The 23131-nt window shown below is 75.3% G+C and carries 6 protein-coding genes; 1 reads left to right on the forward strand and 5 read right to left on the reverse strand.

All coding sequences use genetic code 11. The features are described 5' to 3' along the window. Positions 1-8: 8 nt before the first annotated feature. The 4 genes from O7618_RS12675 to O7618_RS12690 all read right to left on the reverse strand — a co-directional run bounded on the left by O7618_RS12675 (position 9) and on the right by O7618_RS12690 (position 20948). Entirely contained in the window at positions 9-16763 is a 16755-nt protein-coding gene (locus tag O7618_RS12675; RefSeq protein WP_278106272.1) for a type I polyketide synthase, read from the reverse strand. A 186-nt stretch (positions 16764-16949) separates the two neighbouring features. Next, positions 16950-18818, reverse strand: coding sequence for a hypothetical protein (locus O7618_RS12680; RefSeq protein WP_278106273.1), 1869 nt, complete (start codon positions 18816-18818; stop codon positions 16950-16952). Further along, entirely contained in the window at positions 18803-19567 is a 765-nt protein-coding gene (locus O7618_RS12685) for an ABC transporter ATP-binding protein (protein WP_278106274.1), read from the reverse strand. Before O7618_RS12685 ends, O7618_RS12680 begins: the two co-directional genes overlap by 16 nt. A 136-nt stretch (positions 19568-19703) precedes the next feature. Then, positions 19704-20948: a cytochrome P450 gene (locus tag O7618_RS12690; protein WP_278106275.1), complete on the reverse strand. Its 1245-nt coding sequence runs from the start codon at positions 20946-20948 to the stop codon at positions 19704-19706. A gap of 141 nt (positions 20949-21089) precedes the next feature. On the opposite strand from O7618_RS12690, the gene O7618_RS12695 reads away from it, so the two are divergent. Then, positions 21090-22028: a phosphotransferase gene (locus tag O7618_RS12695; protein ID WP_278106276.1), complete on the forward strand. Its 939-nt coding sequence runs from the start codon at positions 21090-21092 to the stop codon at positions 22026-22028. A gap of 128 nt (positions 22029-22156) precedes the next feature. Here the strand turns inward: O7618_RS12695 and O7618_RS12700 are convergent, their stop codons facing one another. Continuing rightward, positions 22157-22915 (reverse strand): alpha/beta hydrolase, encoded by a 759-nt coding sequence (locus O7618_RS12700; RefSeq protein WP_278106278.1) that lies wholly within the window; start codon positions 22913-22915, stop codon positions 22157-22159. Positions 22916-23131 lie beyond the last annotated feature (216 nt).

Raw genomic sequence — 23131 nt, forward strand, 5'->3', positions numbered from 1 at the left:
GTGGATGGTCATGTGGGGCTGCCGAACTCGCGCTGGATCAGCTCGAGCATCTCGTCGGCGGTCGCCAGGTCCAGCCCGGCGTCGAGGTCGTCGCCCGGTTCGGGTGCGGCGTTCGTACGACTCCACTTGTCGAGCAGGGCGCGCAGTCGCGCGGTGATGCCGGCCCGCTCGTCCTCGTCCGGGGCGACACCGAACAGGACGGCTTCCAGGCGGTCGATCTCGCCGGCGACGGTGGGACGCTCGGATTCACCGGCCACCCGCGGCGTCAGGTGCGCGGCGAGCGCGCCCGGGGTGGGGTGGTCGAAGACCAGGGTCGCCGGAAGCGGGAGTCCGGCGGCGGCACCGAGTCGGTTACGCAGTTCGACCGCGAGCAGCGAGTCGAAGCCGAGGTCCCGGAAGGACGATGCCGGGTCGATCCGGTCTCGGTCGCGGTGCCGCAGGACCGCGGCCGTCTCGGCGCGGACCAGGTCGAGGACGACCCGGTCGCGGTCGGTGGCGGCGGCGAGGCGGGCGCGCAGCCGCTCGGCCGGGGAGTCCTGGCCGGCGTCGCCCGACGGCGGCAGGTCGGTGAGTTCGGCGAGCAGCCGGTTGGGCCGGGCCGGGCCGGTGGCCGCCGCGAACGTCGTCCAGTCGACGTCACCGACCACGATCGCCGGCCGGTCGTCGGTGACGGCGGCGGCGAAGGCCGCCATGGCCGGGCCGACGGCCAGTGGCCGCAGGCCGAGGCCGGCGTGCCGGCCGGTGAGCGCGGCGCCGGCGGCGAGCCCACCGGCCGCCCAGGGCCCCCAGGCGAGCGCCGTGGCGGGCAGGCCGCGGGCGTGCCGGTCGCCGGCCAGCGCGTCCAGGTAGCTGTTCGCCGCCGCGTAGTTCGCCTGGCCCGGGTTGCCGACCGCGCCGGCCATCGAGGAGTAGAGCACGAACATCCGCAGCGGGTGACCGGCGGTGAGGGCGTCGAGGTGGGCCGCCGGAAGCGTCTTGGCGTGCAGCACCGCGGCGAGCTGGTCGAGGGTGAGCGTCTCCAACGGGCCGTCGGCGGTCACCCCGGCGGTGTGCACGACACCGTCGAGGGGGTGCGCGGCGGGGATGGCGTCGATGGCGGCGGCCAGGTCGGTGCGGGAGGCCACGTCGCAGGCCCGCACGGTGACGGTGGCGCCGGCCGCGGTCAGCTCGCGGACCAGGTCGGCGGCCCCGGGCGCGTCCGGGCCGCGCCGGGAGAGCAGGAGCAGATGGGGTACGCCCCGGCCGGCGAGCCAGCGGGCGGCGTGGGCGCCGAGCGCGCCGGTGCCTCCGGTGATCAGCACGGTACCGGTCGGGAGTGCCGGCTCGGTCGTCCCGACCGGCGGTGCGACCCGGCGCAGCCGGCGGGCGAGCAGGCCGCCCGGCCGGAGCGCCACCTGGTCCTCGTCTCCACCGGCGAGCGCGGCGGCCAGCCGACGCCGGTCGGCGTCGTCGAGGTGCGGCGGCACGTCGACGAGGCCGCCCCAGTGCTGGGGCAGCTCCATCGCGGCGACCCGGCCCAGTCCCCAGAGGTGGGCCTGGACGGCGTTCACCGGGCCGTCGGCGGCGCAGGTGGCCACCGCGCCGCGGGTGAGGCACCAGAGTTTCGCCGCCCTCGGCAGGTCGGTGACGGCGTGGGCGAGCGCCACGGTCGAGGCGAGACCGGCCGGCACGTCCGGCTGTCCCGGGTGTGGCGTGGTGTCCAACCCCAGCAGCGACAGCACGCGCAGCGGCCCTTGACCGGCTTCGGCGGCCAGCAGCGCCGCGAAGTCGGCGCGGCCGGCGGTGTCGTCGACGGTGACGGTCCGCGCGGTGGGGAACGCGCCGACCACGTCGGCGCAGTCGACGCCGTCGGGCAGCACCAGTAGCCAGGCGCCGTCCGGCGCGGCGGTGGGCTCGGCCACCGGGACCCAGGTCTCGGCGTGGAGGCGCGGGGTGTCGTCGTCGTGCGGTGGTGTCTCCGGCCAGAACCGGGCGCGGTCGAACGCGTACGTGGGCAGGTCAAGCGTCCGCTCCGGGCGGCCGACGACGGCGGTCCAGTCGACGGCCACGCCGGTGGTCCAGAGCCGGCCGACGGCCTCCAGCAGCGTGGTGACCTCGTCGCGGTCCTTGCGCAACGCCGCCACACCGGTCAGCTCCGGCGCGGCCAGCGCGGACAGCACACCCGCCGGCCCGACCTCCAGACAACGGGTCACCCCGTTGCCGGCCAGCCAGGACATGCCGTCGTCGAAACGCACCGCCTCCCGCACGTGCCGCACCCAGTAGTCGACGGTGAACTCCTCCACCGGCTCACCGGTCAGATTCGACACCACCGGAATCCGCGGCGCCCCGAAATCGAGGTGCCCGATCGCGGCCGCGAACTCGGCGAGCATCGGCTCCATCAACGACGAGTGGAACGCGTGCGACACCGTCAACCGCGTCGCCTTGCCGAACCGTGGCGCCAACTCGTCGATCACGTCCGCCGGACCGGAGATCACGACCGACGTCGGACCGTTCACCGCCGCCACATCCACACCCGTGCCGGCGATGACCTCCCACACCGACTCCTCGGACGCCTGCACCGCCAGCATCGCGCCACCGGCCGGCAACGCCTGCATCAACCGACCCCGAGCCGCCACCAACGTCACCGCATCATCCAGCGACAACACCCCCGCCACATGCGCCGCCGCGATCTCACCGATCGAATGACCCAACAGGAAATCCGGAGCCACCCCCCACGACTCCAGCAACCGGAACAGGGCCACCTCGACCGCGAACAGACCAGCCTGCGTGTACACCGTCCGGTGCACCGCGTCGGAATCGATCGCCTCCCGCAACGGCACGTCCAACACCAGGTCGAAACGGGCACAGATCCCGTCGAACGCCTCCGCGAACACCGGGAACCGCGCCGCCAACCCCAGACCCATACCGACCCGCTGCGCACCCTGACCCGTGAACAGGAACGCCAGGGCGCCGGGTGACGCGACACCGGAGACCAGCGTCGACGGCGCGGCGAGGTCGGCGGCGAATCGCTCCGCCGTGTCCGCCACGACGACCGCGCGATGCTCCAGCGTCGCCCGGGCGCCGGCGAGTGCCCGCGCGACGTCCGCCGGGTCGGCCGACGTCGCGTACCCGGCCAGTCGCCGCGCCTGACCGCGCAGGCCACCGTCGGTCCGCGCGGAGAACGCCCAGGCGAACGGCCCCGTCGGCGCGGACGTCGCCGCGACCGGCGCCGGCGCCGCCTGCTCCAGGATCACGTGGGCGTTGGTGCCGCTGAGCCCGAACGAGGACACGCCGGCCCGCCGCGCCCCGGGGCTGTCCCACTCCCGGGCCTCGGTCAGCACCCGCACCGCGCCGGCCGACCAGTCGACCCGTCCCGACGGCGCGTCCACGTGCAGCGTGGCCGGCAGGACGCCGTGCCGCAGCGCCAGCACCATCTTGATCGCGCCGGCGACACCGGCCGCGGCCTGGGTGTGCCCGATGTTCGACTTCACCGACCCCAGCCACAGCGGGCGGTCTGCCGGGCGGTCCTGCCCGTAGGTCGCCAGCAACGCCTGCGCCTCGATCGGGTCGCCCAGCTTCGTGCCGGTGCCGTGCGCCTCGACCGCGTCCACGTCGGCGGGCGTCAGGCCGGCGTTCGCCAGGGCCTGCCGGATGACCCGCTGCTGCGAGGGGCCGTTCGGGGCGGTGAGCCCGTTCGACGCGCCGTCGGAGTTGACCGCGCTGCCCTTCAGCACGGCGAGTGGCTCCCGGCCGTGCTCCCGCGCCGCCGAGAGACGCTCCAGCAGCAGGACCCCGACGCCCTCGCCCCAGCCGGTGCCGTCCGCCGCGTCGGCGAACGCCTTGCACCGTCCGTCCGGGGCCAGGCCGCCCTGCCTGTCGAACTCGTCGAACGCGCCCGGGGTGGACATCACGGTGACCCCGGCGGCCAGGGCCGCGTGGCACTCCCCGGCCCGGATCGCCTGCGCCGCGAGGTGCATCGCCACCAGCGACGACGAGCACGCGGTGTCCACGGTGACCGCCGGGCCTTCCAGGCCGAACGCGTAGGAGACCCGGCCGGAGAGGATGGCGGCGGCGTTCCCGGTGGCGGTGTGCGACTCGACATCGGCACCACCCGCGGCGGCCAGTACGGCCGGATAGTCCTGGCCGTTGGTGCCGGCGAACATGCCGATCCGGGCGCCGTGCACCGAGCGCGGGTCGATGCCGGCCCGCTCGAAGGTCTCCCAGACCGATTCGAGCAGCAGCCGCTGCTGCGGGTCCATGGCGAGGGCCTCGCGCGGGGAGACGCCGAACAGGGCGGCGTCGAAGTCGGCGGCGTCGGCCAGGAATCCACCCACGAAGCCGGTCCCGGAGCGCCAGCCCCGGTCGGTGGGCGGCTCGGTGAGGCCGTCGACGCCGTCGGAGACCAGCGCCCACAGGTCCTCGGGCGTGCGCACGCCGCCGGGGAAGCGGCAGGCCATCGCCGTGACCACGACCGGGTCGTCGTCGGCCGCGACCGGCCGGGCGACCTCGGCCGGCTCGTCCGCGCCGCCGCCGAGCCGCGCCACCAGGTGGTCGGCCAGGGCGGCCGGGGTGGGGTGGTCGAAGACGAGGGTGAGCGGCAGCCGCAGGCCGGTGTCGGCGGCGAGCGTGTTGCGCAGCTCGATCGCGGTCAGCGAGTCGAATCCCATGTCGTGGAAGGCGCGGCCGCTGTCGATCGCGTCGGGCATCGGGTGCCGCAGCACGGCGGCCGTGCGGGCGCGGACCAGGTCGAGCAGGGCGCGTCGCCGGTCGGCGACCGTCAGACCGGTGAGGTCGGCCGGCGCGGCGGCCGCGGCGGGCGGCGCGGCCAGCAGGCTCGTCGACGCGCTCGGGCGGGTCGGGGCGAACCGGGTCCAGTCGACGTCCGCGACAACGATCGCGGTGTCCTCGCACCGAAGCGCCGTGTCGAGCGCGTCCAGGACGGCCGGCACCGGCACCGGTGACAGGCCGACGTGGCGCAGCCGCTCCCCGACCTCGCCGGCCGCCATGCCCGCGCCGCCGCCGGTCGGGTCGCCGGTGGCCCACGGGCCCCAGGCGACGGCCGTGGCGGGCCGCCCGCTGGCGCGCCGCCGGGCGGCGATCGCGTCGAGCCAGGCGTTCGCCGCCGCGTACCCGGCCTGGCCGGCGTTGCCGACGCTGCCGGCGAACGAGGAGAAGAGCACGAAATCGTCGAGCGACAGGTCACGGGTCAGCTCGTCGAGGTGCTCCGCCGCCCCGACCTTCGCCCGCAGGGTGGCGTCGAGCTGCGCCACGGTGAGCGACAGGAAGGTGGCATCGTCGACCACCCCGGCGGCGTGCACGACGCCGGTCAGGGGCCGCTCGGCCGGGATCGCGGCCAGCACGGCGGCCAGCGCGTCGCGGTCACCGGCGTCGCAGGCGACGACGCTCGCGTCGCTGCCCAGGTCCGCCAGCTCCGCGACCAGCTCGGCCGCGCCGGGCGCGTCCGGTCCGCGCCGGGAGAGCAACAGCAGGCGGGGTACGCCCCGACCGGCGAGCCGGCGGGCGACGTGCGCGCCGAGCGCCCCGGTGCCACCGGTGACCAGGACGGTGCCGGCCGGCGCGGGACGGGGCGGCGTGCCGGGCGGGGCGGGGGCGCGCACCAGCCGGCGGCCGAAGGCGCCCGAGCCGCGCACGGCGGCCTGGTCCTCGCGGCCCGCGGCGAGAAGCGCGGCGAGGCGTTGCCCGGCCCGCTCGTCCACCACGTCCGGCAGGTCGACGACACCGCCGAAGGTGACGGGTTGTTCGATGGCCGCGACCCGCGCCAGTCCCCACACCGCGGCCTGCACGTCGGCGCGCAGCGGGTCGGAGCGCCCGACCGAGACCGCGCCGCGGGTCAGGCACCACACCGGCGCGTCGATCCCGGCGGCCGCGAGGGCCTGGATGCTCGTCACGGTCAGCGCCAGCCCGGACGGTACAGCGGCGCGGTCCGGCATCCGGTCCTCGGCGAGCCCGGTGAGCAGGACGACGCCATCGAGGTCGCCCGGGTCGAGGGCGTCGAGGCGCGCGGTCAGGTCGTCCGGGGTGGAGACGAGGACGTCCAGGACGTCGGCGCCCTGGTCACGCAGCGCGTCGAGGATCTCTCCGACGGCCGTATGCGCGGCGACGACCGCGAGCCAGCGGCCGGTGAGCCGGGCCGGCGGCGGGTTGAGCGGCATCCAGCTCTCCCGGTAGCGCAGGCCGTCGACGACGGTGCTGGACCGCTGGTTCCGACGCCAGGCGGCGAGCGCGGGCAGGACCGCGTCGAGCGTGTCCGAGGTGACGTTCAGGTCACCGGCGAGCTGGGTGAGGTCGCCGCGGTCGACCGCGTCCCAGAACCGCGTCTCTCCGCCGGCGTCGCGCGTCGCCGGCGTGGCCGTCGCGGGCGTGGGCCAGTAGGACTGCCGCTGGAACGGGTAGGTGGGCAGGTCGACGTGCCCGGCCGGCGGCAGGATCGCGCTCCAGTCGACGGCCACGCCGGTGGTCCAGAGCCGGCCGACGGCCTCCAGCAGCGTGGTGACCTCGTCGCGGTCCTTGCGCAACGCCGCCACACCGGTCAGCTCCGGCGCGGCCAGCGCGGACAGCACACCCGCCGGGCCGACCTCCAGACAACGGGTCACCCCGTTGCCGGCGAGCCAGGACATGCCGTCGTCGAAACGCACCGCCTCCCGCACGTGCCGCACCCAGTAGTCGACGGTGAACTCCTCCACCGGCTCACCGGTCAGATTCGACACCACCGGAATCCGCGGCGCCCCGAAATCGAGGTGCCCGATCGCGGCCGCGAACTCGGCGAGCATCGGCTCCATCAACGACGAGTGGAACGCGTGCGACACCGTCAACCGCGTCGCCTTGCCGAACCGTGGCGCCAACTCGTCGATCACGTCCGCCGGACCGGAGATCACGACCGACGTCGGACCGTTCACCGCCGCGACGTCCACACCCGTGTCGGCGATGATCTCCCACACCGACTCCTCGGACGCCTGCACCGCCAGCATCGCGCCACCGGCCGGCAACGCCTGCATCAACCGACCCCGAGCCGCCACCAGCGTCACCGCGTCGTCGAGCGACAACACACCCGCCACGTGCGCCGCCGCGATCTCCCCGATCGAGTGACCCAGCAGGAAGTCCGGCGTGACACCCCACGACTCCAGCAGCCGGAACAACGCCACCTCGACCGCGAACAGACCAGCCTGCGCGTGCACCGTCCGATGGATCGCCTCGGTGCCGAGGGCCTCCCGCAACCCGTCGAACCGGGCCACGACCGCGTCGAACACCTCCCCGAACACCGGGAACCGCGCCACCAGACCCGCGCCCATCCCGACCCGCTGCGCCCCCTGACCGGTGAACAGGAACGCCAGCGCACCCGGCTCAACCACCCCGGTCTCGACCACGTCGTCGATCAGCACAGCCCGGTGATCGAAGACCATCCGGGATCCGACCAGCGCCGCGCCGACCCGGGCGAGGTCCGGCTCCGGCCGCTGGGCCAGGAAGCCCCGGAGCCGGTCGACCTGGGCCGGCAACGCGGCGGCGGCGGGCGCCGAGAGCACCAGCGGCACCGGCCCGGCCGCAACCACCGGTTCCGCCGCGACAGCGGTCGGCGGCGCCTCCAGCACGACGTGCGCGTTGGTCCCGCTGATCCCGAACGAGGACACCCCGGCCCGCCGCGCCCGGCCGGTCTCCGGCCACGCACACGCCTCCCGCAGCAGCTCGACCGCGCCGCCGGCCCAGTCGACGTGCGGGGTCGGCTCGTCGACGTGCAGCGTCCGGGGCAGGATCCCGTGCCGCATGGCCAGCACCATCTTGATGATCCCGCCGACGCCCGCGGCCGCCTGGCTGTGGCCGATGTTGGACTTCAGCGAGCCGAGCCGCAGCGGACGGCCGGCGGGACGGTTCCGCCCGTACGCCGCGATGATCGCCTCGGCCTCGATCGGGTCGCCCAGCGTCGTGCCGGTGCCGTGCGCCTCGACGGCGTCCACGTCGCCCGGCTCCAGCCCGGCCGCCTCCAGCGCGGCGGCGATGAGGCGTTGCTGGGAGAGGCCGTTCGGGGCGGTCAGCCCGTTCGAGGCGCCGTCCTGGTTGACCGCGCTGCCGCGGACCACCGCCAGCACCGGGTGCCCGTTGCGCCGGGCGTCGGAGAGCCGTTCGAGCACCAGCAGCCCGGCCCCCTCCGACCAGCCGGTGCCGTCGGCGGCGGCGGCGAACGACTTGCACCGGCCGTCCGGGGCCAGGCCACGCTGCCGGCTGAAGTCGACGAACGTGCCGGGCGTGGCCATCACCGTGACGCCGCCCGCCAGCGCCATCGTGCACTCGCCCCGGCGCAGCGCCTCCGCCGCCAGGTGCACGGCGACCAGCGACGACGAGCAGGCGGTGTCCACGGTGACCGCCGGGCCCTCCAGGCCGAACGTGTAGGCGACCCGCCCCGAGACCACCCCGCCGGCGACCCCGATCGCGGCGTACCCGTCGAGGTCCGGGGTGTCCGCACCGGCGAGCAACGTCTGGTAGTCGTGGTACATGACGCCGGTGAACACCCCGGCCCGGGTGCCCCGGACCGTGCGCGCGTCGATCCCGGCCGACTCGAACGCCTCCCAGGCGGTTTCGAGCAGGATCCGCTGCTGCGGGTCCATCGCCAGGGCCTCGCGCGGCGAGATGCCGAAGAACTCCGCGTCGAACGCGTCGGCGTCGTGCAGGAAGCCGCCCTCGGTGGCGTACGTGGTGCCCGGCCGGTCGGGGTCGGGGTCGTAGAGCGCGTCGGTGTCCCAGCCTCGATTGGCCGGGAACGGCGTGACCGCGTCCCCGCCCTCGGCGACCAGTCGCCACAGCTCGTCCGGGCCGGTCACACCGCCCGGGTAGCGGCAGCTCATTCCGATGATCGCGATCGGCTCGCCGGCGGCCGCCACGGGCGGGGCGACGGTCCGGGCCGGTGCGGCGGCCGGCGTGCCCAGACGCTCGGCCAGGTGGTCGGCGACGGCGTTCGGGGTGGGATAGGTGAAGACGAGCGTCGCGGGCAGGCTGAGGCCGGTCGCCCGGGCGAGCCGGTTGCGCAGCTCGACCGCGGTGAGCGACTCGAAGCCGAGGTCGACGTGCACCCGGTCCGGGTCGACGGCGGACGGCGACGCGTGTCCGAGGACCGCCGCCGCCTCGGCGCGTACCAGATCGAGCAGCCGGCGACGGCGCTCGGCGGGGTCGTCGGCGGCGAGCGCCGGGGACGTCCCGGTCGCGGCGGCCCGCCGGAACGGCTGCCGGACCAGGCCGCGCAGCAGGGCGGGGACGGAGTCGCCGCGCGTGGCGATCCGGGCCGCCACCGCGTGCGCCGGACCGGACCGCAGGACGGTGTCGAAGAGCGCCATGCCGTCCTCGGTGGACAACTGGCCGCCGAGCCGGGTCACGTCGCGTCCGGTGAGCTGGCCGGTCATCGCGGACGTCTCGGCCCACAACCCCCAGCCGACCGAGGTGCCGGGCAGCCCCTGGCCGCGGCGCAGCGAGGCCAGGCCGTCGAGGAAGCCGTTCGCGGCCGCGTAGTTCGCCTGGCCCGCGGTGCCCAGGGTCGCGGCGACGGACGAGAACATCACGAAGAAGTCCAGGTCCGCGCCGGCCGTCAGCTCGTGCAGGTGCAGCGCGGCGTCGGCCTTGGGGCCGAGCACCCGGTCCAGCCGGTCGGCGGTCATCGCGGTCAGCACGCCGTCGTCGAGCGTCCCGGCGCAGTGCACCACGCCGGTGAGGTCCGTGCCGGCGAGCACGGCGGCCAGCGCGGCCCGGTCGGCGGCGTCGCAGGCGACCACGGTGACCTCGGCCCCGAGGGCGGTCAGCCGGTCGACCAGCCCGGCCGCGTCCGGCGCGGCCGGGCCCCGGCGGCTGGTCAGCACCAGCCGGCGTACGCCGTGGGCGGTGACCAGCCGTTCGGCGACGAGCGCCCCCAGCACGCCGGTGCCGCCGGTGACGAGCACCGTGCCGCCGGTCACGGGCGGGTCCTCGACGGCGGTGACGGTCGTCCGGGTCAGCCGCGGCACATGGGCGACGCCGTCGCGCAGGGCGATCTGTGGCTCGTCCGCGGGCAGCGCGCGACCGTCGAGGTCGCCGTCGCTGTCGACGAGCAGCAGGCGCCCCGGGTGTTCGGTCTGCGCCGAACGGACCAGGCCCCAGACCGCCGCGCCGGCGGGATCGGTGACCGGGCCACCGACCGGCACCGCGCCGTGCGTGACGATCACCAGCGGGTCGTCGTGGTCGCCGTCGACGTGGTCCTGGATCGCCGTGAGGACCTCGGCGAGCCGGTCACGCAGCGGGCCGGCGGCGCGCAGCAGCGTCGCGGGCGCCACCGTGGCCGGCGCGTCCGTCGGTGTCCAACGGATCTCGAACAGCGCGTCCCGCACCGCGGCGGAGGCGGTGCTGAGCGCCGCCGACGACACCGGGCGGAACGTGAGCCCGTCGATCTCGGCCACCGGCGCGCCGCCGGCGTCGGCGAGCGACACCGTCACGGTGTCCGCGTCCACCGGGCTGATCCGGACCCGCAGCCGGGTGGCGCCGGTCGTGTGCAGCCGCACGCCGGAGAAGGCGAAGGGCAGGACGGCGCCGTCGAAGGCGAGCAGCGCGCCGTGCAGGGCGGCGTCGAGCAACGCCGGGTGCAGCCCGAACCGGTCCCGCCCCGCCGCGGCCTCGGCCGGCAGTTCGACCTCGGCGTACGTGTCGTCGCCCGCCCGCCAGGCCCGGCGCAGGCCGCGGAACGCGGGGCCGTAGCCGTAACCGGCGGCGGCCCGGTCGTCGTAGAAGTGACCGAGGTCCAGTTCGTCCGCGTCGGCCGGCGGCCATTCGGTCGGGCCGGTGTCGGCCGGGGCGGCCGGGGCGGCCACGGTCCCGGTGGCGTGCACGGTCCAGCTCGCGCCGTCCGGGGCCCGCGAGGCGATCCGGATCGCGCCGTCCTCGACGATCACCTGGATCGCGACGTCACCGCCGGCCGGCAGGACCAGCGGGGCCCGCAGGGTCAGCTCGCCGAGGCCGGGCACGGCCTGCAACGCGATCTCGGCGAAGGCCGCGCCGGGCAGCAGCGTCTGCCCGAGCACCGCGTGGTCGGCCAGCCAGGGCAGGGCCGCCGTCGACAGGGCGCCGTTCCACAGCGCGCCGGAGCCGGCCAGGCTGATCGGCTCGCCCAGCAGCGGGCCGTGTGGTTCGAGCCAGAAGCGCTGCCGCTGGAACGCGTACGTGGGCAGCTCGGCGACCGGGCCGTCACCGGTCGCCACCCGCCAGTCGACGTGCCCGCCCAGGGTCCACAGGTCGCCGGCGGAGCGCAGCATCCGGGCCCACCCGCCCTCGCCCCGGCGCAACGAGCCGACCGCCGCGCCGCCCCGCTCGCCGATGCCCGCGGTGAGCACCGGGTGCGGGCTGGCCTCGACGAAGGTACGGTGCCCGGCGGCGATCAGCGTGGTCACGACCTCGTCGAAGCGCACCGGCCGGCGCAGGTTCTCGAACCAGTACGCGGCGTCCAGCTCCACCGGGTCGACCAGCTCACCGGTCACCGTGGAGTACCACGGCAGCGCGCCGGCCAGCGGCGTCAACCCCTCGAACGCCGCCAGCAGCTCGGCCCGCAGGCTGTCCACGTGCGCGCTGTGCGAGGCGTAGTCGACGGGTACCCGCCGGCACCACACCTCCTGCTCCGCGCACCGGGCCTCGACCGCGTCCACGCCGGCCACGTCGCCGGAGAGCACCACCGAGGCCGGGCCGTTCGTCGCCGCGACCGACACCCCCGCGACGCCCTCGATCAGCGCCTGCGCCCCGGCCGGATCCGCGGCCACGGCGAGCATCCCGCCGGTGCCGGCGATCGCCCGCAACGCCGCCGAACGCACCGCCACCACCCGCGCGCCGTCGGCGAGCGACAGGATCCCGGCCACCACGGCCGCCGCGATCTCGCCCTGCGAGTGGCCGACCACGGCGGCGATCTCGACACCGAACGTCCGCCAGAGCTCGGCCAACGACACCATCACCGCCCACAGGGCCGGCTGCACCACGTCGACGCGCCGCAACCAGCTCTCGTCGGCCGACGCCAGGACGTCGAGCAGGGACCAGTCCACGTGGGGCGCGAGGGCCGCCGCGCACTCGGCCATCCGAGCGGCGAAGACCGGCGACTCGGCCAGCAGGTCGGCGGCCATGCCGAGCCACTGGGCGCCCTGCCCCGGGAAGACCAGGACGACACCGCCGTCGGCGGCGCCGGCCGCGCCGGCCGGCTCCACCCCGGCCAGGCCCGCCAGGAGTTCCTCCCGGTCGGCGCCGACGACCACGGCCCGGTGGTCCAGCGCCGCCCGCGTCGACACCAGCGCCCGGGCCACCTCGGCCGCGTCGAGTTCCGGCCGCCCGGCGACGAAACCGGCCAGCGCGCGAGCCTGTGCGGTCAGCGCCTCCGCCGACCGGCCCGACAGCACCCACGGCAGCGCCGCCCCGGTGGCCGGGGACGGCGCGGTCCCGGCGACGGCCGGCGCCTCCTCCACGATCACGTGCGCGTTCGTGCCGCTGATGCCGAACGAGGACACCCCGGCCCGGCGGACCCGGCCGTCCTCGGCGGCCCAGTCCCGGGTCTCGGTGAGCAGCCGCACCGCGCCGGACGACCAGTCGACGTGCGCGGACGGCGCGTCCACGTGCAGCGTCGCCGGCAGCACGCCGTTCCGCAGCGCCAGCACCATCTTGATGACGCCGGCGACGCCGGCGGCGGCCTGGGTGTGCCCGATGTTCGACTTCACCGAGCCGAGCAGCAGCGGCCGGTCCGCCGGCCGGTCCTGCCCGTACGTCGCCAGCAACGCCTGCGCCTCGATCGGGTCACCGAGCCGGGTGCCGGTGCCGTGCGCCTCCACCGCGTCCACGTCGATCGGTCGCAATCCCGCGTTGGCCAGCGCCTGGCGGATCACCCGCTGCTGCGACGGCCCGTTGGGGGCGGTCAGACCGTTGGAGGCGCCGTCGGAGTTGACCGCCGTGCCGCGCAGCACCGCGAGGACCTCGTGGCCGTTACGGCGAGCGTCGGCGAGGCGTTCCAGGACCAGCACGCCGGCGCCCTCGCCCCAGCCGGTGCCGTCCGCGGCGTCCGCGAACGCCTTGCACCGCCCGTCCGGGGCCAGTCCACCCTGGCGGGAGAACTCGGTGAAGATGCCCGGGGTCGACATCACCGTCACGCCGCCGGCCAGGGCCAGGTCGCACTCGCCGGAGCGCAGCGCCTGCCCGGCCAGGTGCAGCGCGACCAGCGACGACGAGCACGCCGTGTCGACGGTCATCGCCGGGCCCTCCAGCCCGAGCGTGTAGGCGATCCGGCCGGAGGCGACGCTGATCGTGGTGCCGGTCAGCACCTGCCCCTCGACCGCGCCGGAGGCCTCGTGCAGCCGCGGCCCGTACTCCTGGGCCATCGCGCCGACGAACACGCCGGTCGCGGTGCCGCGCAGCGACCCGGGGTCCAGCCGGGCGTGTTCCAGGGCCTCCCACGCGGTCTCCAGCAGCACCCGCTGCTGCGGGTCCATCGCCAGCGCCTCCCGCGGCGAGATACCGAAGAACGCCGCGTCGAAGTCGGCGGCGTCGGCCAGGAACCCGCCGGCCGCGCCGGACGCCAGGTCGACCGTCCAGCCGCGATCGGTGGGCAGGCCGGTGACCGCGTCGACGCCGCCGGCCACCAGTCGCCAGAACTCGGCCGGGCCGTGCACGTCGCCGGCGTACCGGCAGCCGATGCCGACGACGGCGACCGGCTCGCTTCCGGCGGCCACCGCGGCGCTGACCGGGCGGGTGGCGTCGCCCGCGCCGGCGGCCCGGCCGGCCAGGTGCGCGGCCAGCCGGCGCGGCGTCGGATGGTCGAACAGGGCCGTGGTGTCCAGCTCGACGCCGGTGGCGCCGACCAGTTGGTTGCGCAGCTCGACAGCGGTCAGCGAGTCGAAGCCGAGGCCGCGGAACGTCCGGTCGGCGTCGACCGCGTCCGGCCCGGGATGGCCGAGAACGGCCGCCGCGTGCGCGCGCACCAGCACCAGCGGGTCGGCCGACAGCGGCGTCACCGTGGCCGGGCGGGTCTGCCGGGCGGGCAGGGTGGCCGGGTCGTCGGTGATCCAGAACCGGCTGCGCTGGAACGCGTAGGTGGGCAGCACGACCCGTGGCCCGGCCGGCGCGCCCAGCACGCTGTCCCAGTCCGGCTCGGCGCCCGCCGCCGCGAGGGTGGCGACCGACGTGACGAAGCGGTCCAGGCCGCCGTCGTCGCGGCGCAGCGTCGGCACCGCGACCAGGTCGAGGCCGGCGTCGGCGGCGGTGTCCCGGACGCTGTGCACCAGCGTCGGGTGCGGGCTCACCTCGACGAAGAACCGGAAGCCGTCGGCGGCCAGGCCGCGCACCGCGGCCTCCAGCTCGACCGTACGGCGGACGTTGTCGTACCAGTAGTCCGCGCCGAGTTCCGCGGTGTCCACCCAGCGGTCGAGCGCGGTGGACCAGAACGGCACCGTGCCGGTCCGCGGGCGCAGCGCGGCCAGCGCGTCGAGCAACTCGTCGCGGCACTCGTCGACCTGCGCGGTGTGCGAGGCGAAGCCGGCCCGCACCCGGGTGGCTTGGACGTCGTGCGCGACGCAGTGCGCGACCAGCTCGTCCAGCGCGTCGTTCGGGCCGCCCACGACCACCGCCCGTGACCCGTTGACGGCGGCGATCTCGATCCGGCCGTCCCAGGCGGCGATCAGTTCGCGCACCTCGTCGCGGGTCAGCGTCAGCGCCACCATGGCGCCACGGCCGACGAGCCGGGTGTAGATCAGGCTGCGCAGCGCGATGACCCGGCAGGCGTCGTCCAGGCTGAGCCCGCCGGCCACGTACGCCGCGGTCACCTCGCCCTGGGAGCTGCCGACGGTCGCCGCGGGCTCGACGCCGTGCGCCCGCCACATCGCGGCCAGCGCGGCGCGGACCGCGAACAGGTACGGCTGGAGCACGTCCAGGCGGTCGGGCGGCGGCGCGCCCTCGACGCCGAGCGCCACGTCCCGCAGGGACCAGTCGACGTACCGGCGCAGCGCCCGGTCGCACGCCTCGAACTCCCGGGCGAACACCGGCGACTGGTCGAGCAGCGCGCGGGCCATCCCGACCCACTGCGAGCCCTCACCGGAGAACACGAACACGATCCGGCCGGGCCGGGCGGCGCCGGTGACCACGCCGGCGGCGGGCAGCCCGGAGGCCAGCGCGGTGAGCCCGTCGAGCAGTTCGGCGCGGTCCCGCCCGAGGACCGCCGCGCGGTGCTCGAAGCCGGTGCGGGTGCGCACCAGCGCGCGGGCGACCGCCACGTCGGAGTCGGCCGGGTCGACGCCGGCGGCCAGCCGGGCAGCCTGCTCGCGTAGCGCCTCGGGTGTGCGGGCCGACACCATCCAGGGCACCAGCGCGGGCGCCGCGCCGTCGGCGATCGGGGCCGGCGCGTCGGCCGCCGTGGCGTCGACGCCGACCCGCGCGGCAGCGGCGTCGCCGGTCGGGACGGCGGCGGCGGTCGGGACGGCGGCGGCGGTCGGGACGGCGGCGGCGGCGGCGTCGGCGGCGGCGGCGGCGGCGGTCGGGCCTTCGGCGAGGACGACGTGGCAGTTGGCGCCGCCCATGCCGAACGAGCTGACGCCGGCGACGAGCGGTCCGGCGCCGGGCCACTCCCCGTGCTCCGTCTGGACCCGCAGCCCGAGTCGCTCCAGCGGGATGCCCGCCGCAGGCGTGGTGAAGTGCAGGCTGGGCGGCAACTCGCGGTGGCTGATGGCGAGGACGGTCTTCAGCAGGCCGGCGATACCGGCGGCGGCCTCGAGGTGGCCGATGTTGGTCTTGACCGAGCCGACCCGCAGCGGTTCGCCGGCGCGACCGGCGCCGAGCACCGTGCCGAGCGCGGCCGCCTCGATCGGGTCGCCCAGGGCGGTGCCGGTGCCGTGCAGCTCGACGTAGCGCACCTGCTCGGGGGTGAGGCCGCTGCGCCGGTACGCCGCGCGCAGCACCCGCGCCTGCGCCTCCTCGACCGGCGTGACCAGGGTGTCCCCGCCGCCGTCGTGGTTCACCGCGCTGCCGCGGATCACGCAGTGCACGGTGTCGCCGTCGGCCAGCGCCGCGGCCAGCGGCTTGAGCACGAGGACCACGGCGCCCTCGCCCCGCACGATGCCGTTGGCGGACGCGTCGAACACCGCGCACCGCTCATCGGGCGAGAGCGCGCCGAACGCGGACAGCGCGAGCGTGCTCTCCGGGGCGAGGTTGAGCTGGACGCCCGCCGCCAGCGCGACGCGGGCCTCGCCGGAGCGCAGGCTCTGCGCGGCGAGGTGGACGGCGACCAGCGAGGACGCCTGCCCGGCGTCGACCGTCACGCTCGGGCCGGTAAGGCGCAACGCGTAGGACACCCGGTTGGCGATCAGGCCCCGGTTCAGGCCGGTCGCGGTGTGCTGGCCGATCGGGGTGCCGCCGCCGCGCTGGGCGATCGTCGCGTAGTCGCCGCTCGTCGCGCCGGCGAACACCGCGGTGGCGCTGCCGCGCAGCTCCGCCGCCGGGATCCCGGCGCGTTCCAGCGCCTCCCAGCTCAGTTCCAGCACCAGGCGCTGCTGCGGGTCCATGGCGGCGGCCTCGCGTGGGGCGATGTCGAAGAACCCGGCGTCGAACCGGTCGACCTCGTCGAGCCAGCCGCCCCGGGGGCGGTCCGGGCCGGCCGGCCAGCGGTCCGGCGGCGCCTCGCGGACGGCGTCGACGCCGTCGCGGAGCAGGCGCCAGAACGCGTCGGGGGAGGCGGCGCCGGGCAATCGGCACGCCAGCCCGACAACGGCGACGGGATCGTTGTCGGGGCTGCGGTTCTCGGACATCGGCGCCTCGAATTCGGTCCGGCGGACGGCAACCGTCACGGCGACGGGCGATATCCCGAACACTATGAATGCCCTGCTCACGGACCAACCCCTAGGCGGGGCGGCAGCCCCTCACCGCAACCGGGAAAGGGGCGGGGCAGGCATCGTGGTGATGCCTGCCCCGCCCCTCGCGCGGGTGGTCGTCGGTCAGACCGATTCGAGTTCCCGACCCTGGGCCGGGGACGGCGCGGCGGCGCGTCCGGCCCGGTTGTTGACCTTGGTCATGATGGCCCGGGCGTACAGGGCGACGCCGGCCAGGATGCTGACCACGGCGATCGGCACGCCGTAGAGGGGCCGCACGTACATCGCGAGGAACCAGGACTTGACGTCGATGTCGGACAGGATGAAGACCAGCGGGATGATCCCCTGCGGGATCAGCAGGATCGAGCCGAGGCCCCAGCTCAGCCCCTCCATCGTGCCGCCCTTCTTGACCGCCTCGGGGTCGCCGGCCCGGCGGACCACGGTGGACCGGCCGGTGCGCATGGTGTGCAGCAGGTCGGAGCCGTCCGCGCTGAGCTTGCGGACCGCCGCGCCGCCCAGCACCCAGGCGACGGCGACCCCGGTGAGCACCCCGACCGGCACCCCGGCCCAGGTCAGCAACGGCTGGTCGAACCGGGTGCCGAGGTAGACCAGGGCCAGCGCGGGCGCCGGCGGCAGCAGCCCGACCCAGAACAGCACGTTGGACTGGCCGGTGGTGTCGGCGCGCTCCAGCGGGTTGCTCGGCCGCTTGTGGGCGTCCGGTCCGGGAACCATGCCGAACACCGACGAATAGATGATCAGGCCGGCGCCGCCGCCGAGCAGGGCGGGCACGGCCGCTGCCACCCACGGCCAGGTCCAGGTCAGACCGCTCCACCAGACGAAGGCGACGCTCAGGACCACGGCCGGCGGTGTGAAGACGATCAGGTACGCCCACTGGCGGCCCCGCACGTCGGCGCGCTGGGTGCCGGTCGTCATCGTCTGCCAGAGGGCGGTGCCGTCCTGGCTGTAGAGGTTGCAGGCCGAGGTGATCGCGAAGAGCGCGAGCGCGGGGCCGGCCCAGGGCAGCAGGAGCCGGGCGTCGAAGGTCAGCGGCAGCAGCACGGTGCCCAGCGCCCAGACGATCGGCACCACCGCGGTGGTGGTCCGCAGCGGGTCACGCCACCAGGTGCGCAGCTCCTTGCGGACGACCGCGCCGGTCGTGCCGGCGAGCGGGCCGCCGCTGACCGGGGCGCGGCCGGCGCTGCCCCGGATGGTGACCCGAGCCCGGCGCGGGTTGCCCAGCTCGACCGACCAGACGAGCAGCAGCAGCACGCAGAGCACGGCCAGCCCGGCCGGCGCGGCGAGCGCGAGCGGCCAGTCCCCGCGACCCGCGGCGTCCACCGCCACCACGCCCCAGCTCGACGGGATCGCCCGCAGCGTGACGGTGGTGGTGTGCGAGAAGCCGGTCTCCAGGATGTCGGAGTACATCACCGCCACGACGATCATCCAGCCGGACTGGGTGAGCACGAGCATCGCCGCGAACAGCACGCCGGTGATCGCCGCGCCGACCCGGGACGCGGCGACGACGCCGAACAACGCGTAGACCACCCGGGACAACAGCACCACGAAGATCAGTTGCAGGGCCGCGACCGGCACCGCCAGCAACGCCGGCCCGAGCCCCTGTCGGGCGGCGTACGTGATCAGGGCGAGGAAGCCCAGCGCGGTGACCGCGGTGGTGATCCCGACGAACGCCGCACCCAGCAGCCCGACCGCGAGCCGGGGCCGGGGCACCGGCAGCAGTGTGAAGTGGTCGGCCCGCAGCACCGCCGAGCCGCCCCAGAGCGGGCCGATCAGCCAGCCGAGCGTCCACATCAGGAAGACGCCGGCGACCAGGTCGCCCAGCACGTCGGGGTTGGGCAGGTCGACCAGGGAGAGCCAGATGGTGGCGGCGGCGAACAGCAGGCCGAAGACCGCGCCGACGAGCATCCACGCGGCCCGGCCGCCGGTCATCGAGTTCTTGATGATCGACAGCTTCATCCGGATCAGGACGCCAGCCACGACAGCCCCTTCCGGGTGTGCTCGTCGCCGCCGACCAGCCGCACGAACGTCTGCTCCAGGGTGGTGTCGCCGCGCACCTCGGCGAGTGGGCCGGCCGCCACGACCTTGCCCCCGGCCATGATGGCCACGGTGTCGCAGAGCTGCTCGACGAGCGGCATCACGTGGCTGGAGAGCACCACCGAGCCACCGGCGGAGACGAACCCGACGAGGATCGCCTTGAGGGCGGCCGCGGACACCGGGTCGACCGCTTCGAACGGCTCGTCCAGCACCAGCAACCGGGGCCCGTGCAGCAGCGCGGTCGCCAGCCCGATCTTCTTCCGCATACCCGTGGAGTAGTCGACCACGAGGGTGCGCTCGGCACCGCCCAGTTCCATCACGTCGAGCAGTTCCTGGACCCGGCCGACCAGCACGTCGTTCTCGATGCCGCGCAGCTGCCCGACGTACGTGAGCAGCTCGCGGCCGGTCAGTCGCTCCGGCATGGACAGCCCGTCCGGCAGCACACCCATCAGCGTCTTCGCCCGGACCGGGTCGGACCAGACGTCCACTCCGAACACCTCGGACGCGCCCTCGTCCGGACGGAGCAGCCCGACCGCCATGGACAACGACGTCGTCTTGCCCGCTCCGTTCGGGCCGACCAGTCCGAAGAAGGAGCCCTGCGGCACCTCGAGGTCGACGTGGTCGACCGCGGTGTTCGAGCCGAACTCCTTGTGCAGGCCGGACAGACGCAACGCCGCCGGTCGGCCATCCACATCAGGACTTTCCGCTGCGGCGTACTGAGTGGTCGATGACTCCATGATTCCCCTCGAAGTCGCTAGGTGGCGGGCCCATTTTGCCCGACTTGCGCCATGTACGGAAGCGCTTACGAACAGGTTTGCTCCACTGCGCTCACCCGGCGGAGAGGGGGAAGTGCAGCATGCCGTGGATGATGAAGGAGTCGCGTCGCCGGGGCTCGCCCGCCACGCGCAGGTCGGGCAGGCGTGTCGCGATCGCCCGGAACGCCGCCTCGGCCTCGACCCGGGCCAGCGGCGCGCCGAGGCAGTAGTGGATACCGGCCGAGAAGGACAGCGTGTCGGCGGCGCTGCGGCGGGTAATGTCGTAGCGGTGCGGGTCGTCGAAGACGGCCGGGTCCCGATTCGCGGCGGCGGCCAGGATCGCCAGCTCGCCGTCGACCGGCAGGACCTCCCCGGCGAGTTCGATCTCCTGGTGCGCGACGCGCCGGTACTGCTGCACCGGCGGGTCGAACCGCAGCGTCTCCTCGACCACGCCCGCCGCCAGTCCCTTGGGGTCGGCGCGGAGCATGTCCCACTGGTCGGGGTTGGCCAGTAGCGCCCGTACCCCGTTGCCGATCAGGTTGACGGTGGTCTCCGAGCCGGCCAGCGGCAGGAACATGCACAGCGGCTCGAGTTCGGCCATGGTCAGCCTGCCGTCGTCGATCGCCGGCAGCATCTGGCTGATCAGGTCGTCGCCCGGATCCTCCTGCCGCAGCTCGATGATGCCGCGGAACATGTCGGTCAGCTCGCCGATCGCCAGGTCCACACCGCGTACCTTGTGGAACGAGACCACGCCGTCGAGCAGGGGTGCGATCCGCCGGCTCAGCCGCGTGAAACGCGGCCGCAGGTCGTCCGGAATGCCGACGAGATCGGCGATCACGGTGACCGGCAGCTTCTGCGCGAACTCGGTCATCAGGTCGAACGGGGTGCCATCGGTGGGCAGCTCGTCGATGAAGCGGGCACAGAGTTCGTCCGCCCGGTCCCGCCACTTGTCGGCCATCCGCGGATTCAGCGCCGGGATGGTCAGCTTGCGCAGGCGGGCGTGGTTCGGCGGGTCCAGCCCGAGCATCGAGTTGTCGAAGTTCATGAACTCCGGCACCTTCTGCCCGTCGGCCAGCCGCACGCCGAAGCGGCGGTCCCGCAGCACCTTGTTGGCGATCCGGTGATCGGTGGTCACCCACGTGCCGAGCGCGCTGCGCGGCAGCGGCCCGAGCGCCCGGATCTGCTCGTAGACCGGATAGGGATCGGCCGGCCCCCGCAGCAGCCGGGCATAGAGATCGCCCTCGCCCGCGGCCTTCTCCAGGATGTCGTAGTAACCCGCCATCCGCGCGCGCAGCCCGGCGTCCGGAAGTGTCGTCATCACCAACCTCCAGGGGGCGACTCGGTCCGAAAGCCACCATAAGGAACGGCTCCCCCCTACCAGGAACCCCAGAGATCCCGGCCGCCCCCCGACCCCGGCACGGGCGCCGGGATGAGCTGCGCCGCCCTAGAGTGGCACGGCGTGGAGCTGTCCCGTCTCGGCACGCCGACCGGAGCGATGACCCGCGTCCACGGCGGGTTCGCCAACCGGACCTACCGCCTCGACACCGACCAGGGGTCGTTCGCGGTGAAGGAGATGAACCTCGCCGACCGCCGCTCGACGTACCCCGCCGCGGACGTGTTCCGGTTCGAACGGGCCACCTTCGCCGCCGGCATCCCGATGCCGGAGCCGATCTCGGCCGACCACCGCACGCTCGTTCACCGCTGGGTCGACGGCGAGCGCGTGCCCGAGGCGCCGGTGTCCGAGGCGTACGCGTTCGAGATCGGTGAGATCCTCGCCCGCCTCCACACGCTCGACGTCGACTGGCCCCGGCCGCCGGGCGAGGAACCGACGCCACGGGACTGGCCCGACCTCGCGGCGCGGGCGGCGGCGACCGGACAACCGTGGGCCGAGGAGCTCGCCGCCCAGGTCGGGACGTTGCTCGCGATCGCCGACCTCGTCGACACCTGCGAACGACCGGGGCCGGTGGTGCTGACCCACCGGGACGTGCAGCCGTGGAACCTGCTCGCCCGCCACGGCCGTCCGGTGGTGCTCGACTGGGAGCTGTCCGGGCTGCTCGACCTGTCCGGCGAGCTCGGCTCGACGGCGCTGAGCCTCGCGAAGGGCCCCGGCTTCGACGACGTCAGGCCGGCCGTCTTCCGCTCGGTCCTCGACGGCTACGTCTCCGCCGGCGCGGCACTGCCACCGCCGGGCCCGAGCTGGTTCGTCTTCATGATCGGCGGTTGGCTCGGGCACACGAGGTGGAACGTCAGGCGCTGCCTCGCCGGCGTCGAGCCGGGCGGCGGCCCCGATCTCGCGCTGTCGCACCGCTCGGTACGCGACGGCCTGCGTGGCCTGCCCGACATGTTCGGCCGGCTCCCCGACCTCCAGGAGTTGCTCAGCCGCCGGGGGCGGCCGTGAAGACCCGACACACCGTCGGCACGCAGGTGATCACCGTCTCCGCCGGACCGGCCGGACGCCGCCGGCCGGGGACGATCCCGGAAGAACCGCGGATGCCCCGCCGGCGGCGCCTCACGCCCGCGCCGCCGTCAGCGGTGGCGGTCGTCGCCCGGCGGACGTAGGTGCCGGGCGAAGAATCCGGCCGCGTCCTCCCCGGCGAACGGCGGCACACCCGTGTGTCCACCCATGTTGGCGTGCAGCGTCTTCTCCCTGGAGCCGAAGGCGTCGAACAGCTCCAGGGCCGCCTGCCGGTCGTTCCCCTCGTCGTCCCACTGCAGCAGGACGTGCAGCGGAATGGTGACCTGCCGGGCCTCCTCGAACACGACGCGCGGCACGAAACTCCCGGCGAAGAGGCCGGCGGCCACGATGCGGGGCTCGGCCACCGCGAGCCGGACGCCGATGGAGATCACACCCCCCGCGTAGCCGACCGGGCCACCGATCTCGGGCAGTGACAGCAGGGCGTCCAGGGCGGCCCGCCATTCCCGGACCGCCCGGTCCGCCAGCGGGAGGATGAGCGCGTCGACGATCTCGGCGCCGACCGGCCCGCCCGCCGCCACGGCCCGGCGCATGTCGGCGCGAGCCTGATCGAGGGCGGCCCACCGGGGCCGGTCCCCGCTGCCGGGCAGCTCGATGGTGGCCGAGGCGAAGCCGTCCACGGCGGCCCGGTGGGCCCGGGCCACCAGCCGGGGGTACATCGCGCGCAGCCCCAGTGGAGGGTGACCGAGCAGGATCAGCGGGACCGGCGCGGACGCGGACGCCGGCGTCCACAGGACGCCCGGGACCTCGCCGAGGGTGATCTCGCGTTCGAGGACGTCGCCGTCGAGACGCCGCTCTGTGGTGAATCGCATGGTCGTGCCTTTCGGGAGTGCTCGTGGAACGGCGCTCCCGGACGACCTATCGCCCGACCGTGACCCCGCGGGGGAGCACCCATGTCGAAACGTTCACGGGTACCACCTCCTCGGTCTCTCGCACGGCCTCCGGCAACCTAGCAACCGCCGCCGCGGTCCGCCACCCGCTTTCCGGGATCCGCCGCCCCGCCGACGACGTCCCGGGTCAGCCGCCCG

Source organism: Micromonospora sp. WMMD980, assembly GCF_029626035.1.
Classification (GTDB): Bacteria; Actinomycetota; Actinomycetes; order Mycobacteriales; family Micromonosporaceae; genus Micromonospora.